The sequence below is a fragment of the Chitinophaga sp. genome (assembly GCF_036569125.1).
Classification (GTDB): Bacteria; Bacteroidota; Bacteroidia; order Chitinophagales; family Chitinophagaceae; genus Chitinophaga.
This window is the reverse complement of record NZ_DATCRF010000187.1, coordinates 1-5002: the sequence shown is the minus strand read 5'-3', so window position 1 is coordinate 5002 and position 5002 is coordinate 1. Positions and strand designations below refer to the sequence as shown.

At 51.2% G+C, this 5002-nt stretch carries 3 protein-coding genes; all 3 read left to right on the top strand.

Features of this window, described 5'->3' with window-relative positions:
• Nucleotides 1-3090, top strand: a 3090-nt coding sequence (locus tag VIM87_RS06760) for a sugar-binding protein (protein ID WP_331996243.1), incomplete at its 5' end; no start/stop codon positions are given.
• Between the two features lie 315 nt (nt 3091-3405).
• A complete protein-coding gene (locus VIM87_RS06755; RefSeq protein ID WP_331996242.1) occupies nt 3406-3849 on the top strand; it encodes a VOC family protein in 444 nt (147 codons plus the stop codon).
• Nucleotides 3850-3929: 80 nt separating this feature from the next.
• Nucleotides 3930-4964, top strand: coding sequence for an LLM class flavin-dependent oxidoreductase (locus VIM87_RS06750; RefSeq protein WP_331996241.1), 1035 nt, complete (start codon nt 3930-3932; stop codon nt 4962-4964).
• The last annotated feature ends 38 nt before the right edge of the window (nt 4965-5002 follow it).

Here is a 5002-nt window from a genome sequence, read left to right as displayed (position 1 = left end):
GCCAACAACGCCCGCCTGGTATATGGCGGAGAGCCTAACCCGCTGGGGCAAATGTATAAGGTGTACAAAGGTTTTATGGGCACCTATGGCGCGGGATCCTATGTGCATGATATTTGGGTGGAGCACTTTGAATGCGGTTTCTGGATCGGTGGTTACGATCCCCCGTACCCGATAGATGTAACCACCAACATGATGATCTCCAAATGCCGCATCCGCAATAACTATGCAGATGGTGTGAACTTTTCGCAGGGCACTTCCAACTCCACTGTGGAGCAGTCGAGCGTGCGGAATAACGGCGATGATGGTTTGGCCGTGTGGCCTTCCACAGATGCCTCCAACAATGTGATGGGCGTGAACAACACCTTCCGCAATAACACCATTGAAAACAACTGGCGGGCGGGTAGCATTGCCATTTTCGGCGGTACAGGGCACGACATTAACCACAACCTCATTAAAGATGGAGTAGGCGGCTCGGGCATCCGTTTTACCAACGACTTTGCCGGCTTTACTTTTAAGTATCCCGGTGATGTAATTAAGGTAGCGGAAAATACCATCATTGGCTGCGGCACCAGCAATGACCTCTGGAACCAGAAAAGAGGCGCCATTGAGTTCTACGCGCAAACCGGTGTGTTTAACATACAGTTTGATAACACCACCATCCTGAACTCGCAGCGCGATGCGGTGCAGCTGTATGGCAATAATTACCATCATCTTATTTTCAACAACACGCTGATAGACGGCACCGGCCTGGATCCTGTGGTGCGCGATGTACCTTCCGATGTTTACGGCGGCTTTGGTATTTATGCGCAGGCCAATTCAGATTCTGCGGTGTTCAACAATCTTACCGTAAGGAATGCGGAATCCGGCACTTCCCTGAACCGCAATACGAATTTTAAGCTCATTATACGGGATGTGAATATTCCCGTAACCGGCGTAGTGCTGGTGCCGGCTACAGATACTACCATAGCCACGGGCAGCAGCTTTCAGCTGAAAGCGAATATTATACCGGTAGATGCTACCAATAAGAACCTCAGCTGGACCTCCTCCAACACAGCCGCCGTAACGGTAGATGCGAATGGCAAGGTAACAGCCGTAGGTTTGGGCGCTGCCACCATTACCGTAACAACACAAAGTGGCAGCTTTACCGCCACCCGCAAGGTAACGGTAACGCCTGCTGTAAATATTACCGCTACAGATGCAGATGCCGGGGAAGGTAATAATACCGGTACTTTCCGGATAAGTGCATCGGCCATTACGCAAACCGTAACGGTGAATTACACGATCAGCGGTACGGCTGTTGCTGCCGATTACACGGCCAGCCCGGCGTTAACAGGCTCTGTAACTTTATCGCCTTCTACACTAGCGCAAACCATTACCATTACGCCGGTAGATGATAATAGTTTTGAAGGACCGGAAACCTTACGCTTAACACTCAAAACAGGTACCGGTTATCAGCTGGGTAATGATACTACCGCAGTGATCACCATTACGGATAATGATCTGCCGCCCTGTACGGCGCCTACTGTTGCGCGGGTTACAGGCAGCGCCCCGGTTATTGATCAAACCATTGACGGCGCATGGTCTGCCGCACCTGTTAAGAGTATTGGCAATGTTGTATTAGGTGGTGTCTCGGCCGGCTACGGCGGGCAGTGGCGCGCCATGTACGATAACACTAACCTGTATGTATTGGTGCAGGTAAATGATGCCACTAAGATCAATGATTCCGGCGGCAGCTGGTGGGAAGATGATGTGGTAGAAATTTTCATTGATGGCGATAACAGCAAAACAGCTACTTATGATGGCGCCAATGATTTTCAGCTGGGCTTCCGCTACAATGATAACACGCTGCATGCAGGTGGTAATTCTGTAACCCGCACCACGGGCATTACTTTTAGCCAGTACGCAACCTCCACCGGCTATAATGTGGAAGTAGCTATTCCATGGAGCACTATTGGCGCCACCGCGGCCCTGGGCAAACCTATTGGCCTGGATGTGCAGCTGGATAATGATGATAATGGCGGCGCCCGCGATGCGCAGCTGGCAACCTTTGCTACTACCACCACGGCCTTCCAGGATCCGCGTGTATTCGGCACCGTATATTTAACCAACTGTAATGCTACCAATGTGCCGGTAACAGGTGTAAGCGTATCGCCCGTTACAGCCAGTATTGGCGCCGGCGCTACACAGCAGCTGGTCGCAAATGTGCTGCCAGCCAATGCCTCTAATACCAACGTTAGCTGGAGCTCCGGCAACACCAGCGTTGCTACCGTTAATGCAGCCGGGCTGGTAACCGCGGTGGCAGTGGGTACTGCAACTATTACCGTTACTACGGCCGACCAGGGGAAAACAGCTACCTGCGCGGTAACCGTTACCCAGGGCAGCACCACCTATTACCGTATTAAGAACCGCTGGCAAAACACTTATCTGAATGATGGCGGTGCGCAGGCGAATTATGCTGCTTCCCCTTCAGCTACAGATAATAGCTACCAGTGGTCGCTGGAAAATGTAAGCGGCGGATATGTGGAAATTAAGAACCGTGCTACCGGCGAGTACATAAACATTGAGCACGCGCTGGATTATGTGGAAGTTACCACCCGCACATTCGGTACGCTCAGCTCCCGCTGGGCCCTGGAAAACACCGGTGATGGCTACGTACGGATCCGCAACGCAGGCCCTTCAAACGATTATATTCATATAGAGAACCTGAAGGGTTACGCGCAGCATGGCATGATGTATCCTGTTTGGCAAAGCGCCCAATGGCAGCTGGAACAGGTGCCTGCCAACGCATTGGCCCGCAGCGGCAGCACGCCGGCCTTGTCCATTAGTAACCCCAGTAAGCTGTGGCCTGACGCAGCGGCTATAAGCCTGGAAGTATATCCCAACCCGGCGGTGAGTGAGCTGAAGCTGCAATCTAAATATGATCTGTCGGGCGGTATCATATACATCCTGAACAGCAGCGGTAACATTGTAATGCGCACCAATGCAGCTGCGCGTACGGTGAACATTGCTGCCTTACCCCCGGGCGTGTATACATTGCTGTTCACTCAAAAAACACAAAAGATCACAAAACGCTTTGTGAAAGTGCAATAGTTACCTGTTGGCGCAGGAACATAAAAGCCCTCCCGGAATAGTTCCGGGGGGCTTTTTTATAGGAGCATCCCCCGGTCACGATAAAATGGGGAAGCGGTTCCGTATTAATTTTTTTGATGATGTTCCCTTTTTATGGCAGGATGCATTGAAATGGCCGCCCTATTTAGTAAATTAACAGTGGTAATACGATTTTCAGTTAAGCCCATTAGCCTGTTCTTAGACCTTCAGCCTTATTAACCATTTAAAAAGATTAAACCTGCCATGCAACGTTTAGCTGGAACATAAGACCAGCATAACTCCCAAATGTTTTAAACAATGCAAGAATATCTACCACCCAAAAATATTCAGCAGGCCGTTCCTTTTTTTGCAGTAGCAAATATGGAGGCCTCCATCCGCTTTTATGTAGAGGGACTTGGCTTTGAGATCATTGCCAGGTGGGAGCCCCGCGGAAAAATAGAATGGTGCTGCGTGCAGCGGGAAGGCGCCGCGCTTATGTTACAGGAGTATCATACGGAAGGGCCTGATGCCTGGACGCCCGAAGGCAAGCTGGGCGTGGGCGTATCCATTTGTTTTATTTGTGAAGATGCCCTGGCCCTGTACCACGAGTTTGTTGCCAATGGCATCAGCACTACTGAGCCGTTTGTAGGAAATAATATGTGGGTTATTAACCTGTATGATCCGGATGGCTATACCCTGAATTTTGAAAGCAGCACAGATGTGCCGGAAGAAACCCGGTATTCTGAGTGGGAACAGGCGTAATGACGCAGCGCCGCGTCGCGTTTGGCTGGTATCTCGCAGTATTGCCTTAAATTGTAGGCGGATAAAAAAACGTCTATTTTATGGAACTGGGGATCAGCACATTTGGAGAAGTACAGCCGGAGGGCGTAGCAGGTAAGGCCGAACAATCCTACCTGCGCATGCAGGAAATTATTGAAGAAGCCAAGCTTGCCGATGCCGTTGGGCTGGATGTGTTTGCCGTAGGGGAGCATCACCGGCCCGATTTTGTTATATCGGCCCCGGAAGTAGTGCTGGGCGCTATTGCCACCGTTACAAAGAATATTCGTTTAACCAGCTCCGTTATTGTGCTCAGCTCTGCCGACCCGGTGCGCACCTTTCAGCAGTTCGCCACTGTTGACCTGCTTTCCGGCGGACGGGTAGAGATCCTGGCCGGCCGTGGCTCTTTCACAGAATCTTATCCCCTGTTCGGTTACAACCTGGCAGATTACGATGCTTTGTTTGAGGAAAAGCTGAACATGCTGTTACAGATCAACCAGCAGGAAACACTCACCTGGAAAGGAAAGTTCAGGGCGCCTGTGAGTAACCGCGGGGTTTATCCAAGACCTTACCAGGCGGCTTTGCCCATCTGGCTGGCCATAGGCGGTACGCCGGCATCTGCAGTACGGGCAGGCAGGCTCAATTTGCCTTTAACACTGGCCATTTTAGGAGGCCGCCCCAGCCAGTATGTACAACTGATCAATTTATACCGGCAGTCGGCCCAAACCGCGGGTCATGATCCTGCAAAGCTGCCGCTGGCCATCAATTCCCAGTTTTATGTAGCCGACAGTTCGGACCAGGCAGCAGATGAATTCTTCCCCTCTTACCAGGTGCTCATGAACCGCGTGGGTAAAGAGCGTGGCTGGTCGCCACTTACAAGGGAGCAGTTTGAATACCTGCGCATGCCGGAAGGACCGCTGTTTGTAGGCAGTGTGCAGGAGATCATTGATAAGCTGCTGTACCAGCATCAGCTGTTCAATAATACCCGTTTCCTGGCGCAGCTGGTAAAGGGTTATATTACACACGATAAAGTATTACATGCCATTGAGCTCTTTGGGAAAAAAATAGCCCCGGCCGTGCGGGAAGCGCTGGGTAAATAACAGCGCTGACGCAGTATGCCCGCTATATTGTCGCTATT

Excerpts from the sequence above, each read along its gene's own strand:
- VIM87_RS06755 (WP_331996242.1), top strand. The coding sequence starts at position 3,406 with ATGCAAGAATATCTACCACCCAAAAATATTCAGCAGGCCGTTCCTTTT.
- VIM87_RS06750 (WP_331996241.1), top strand. The coding sequence starts at position 3,930 with ATGGAACTGGGGATCAGCACATTTGGAGAAGTACAGCCGGAGGGCGTA.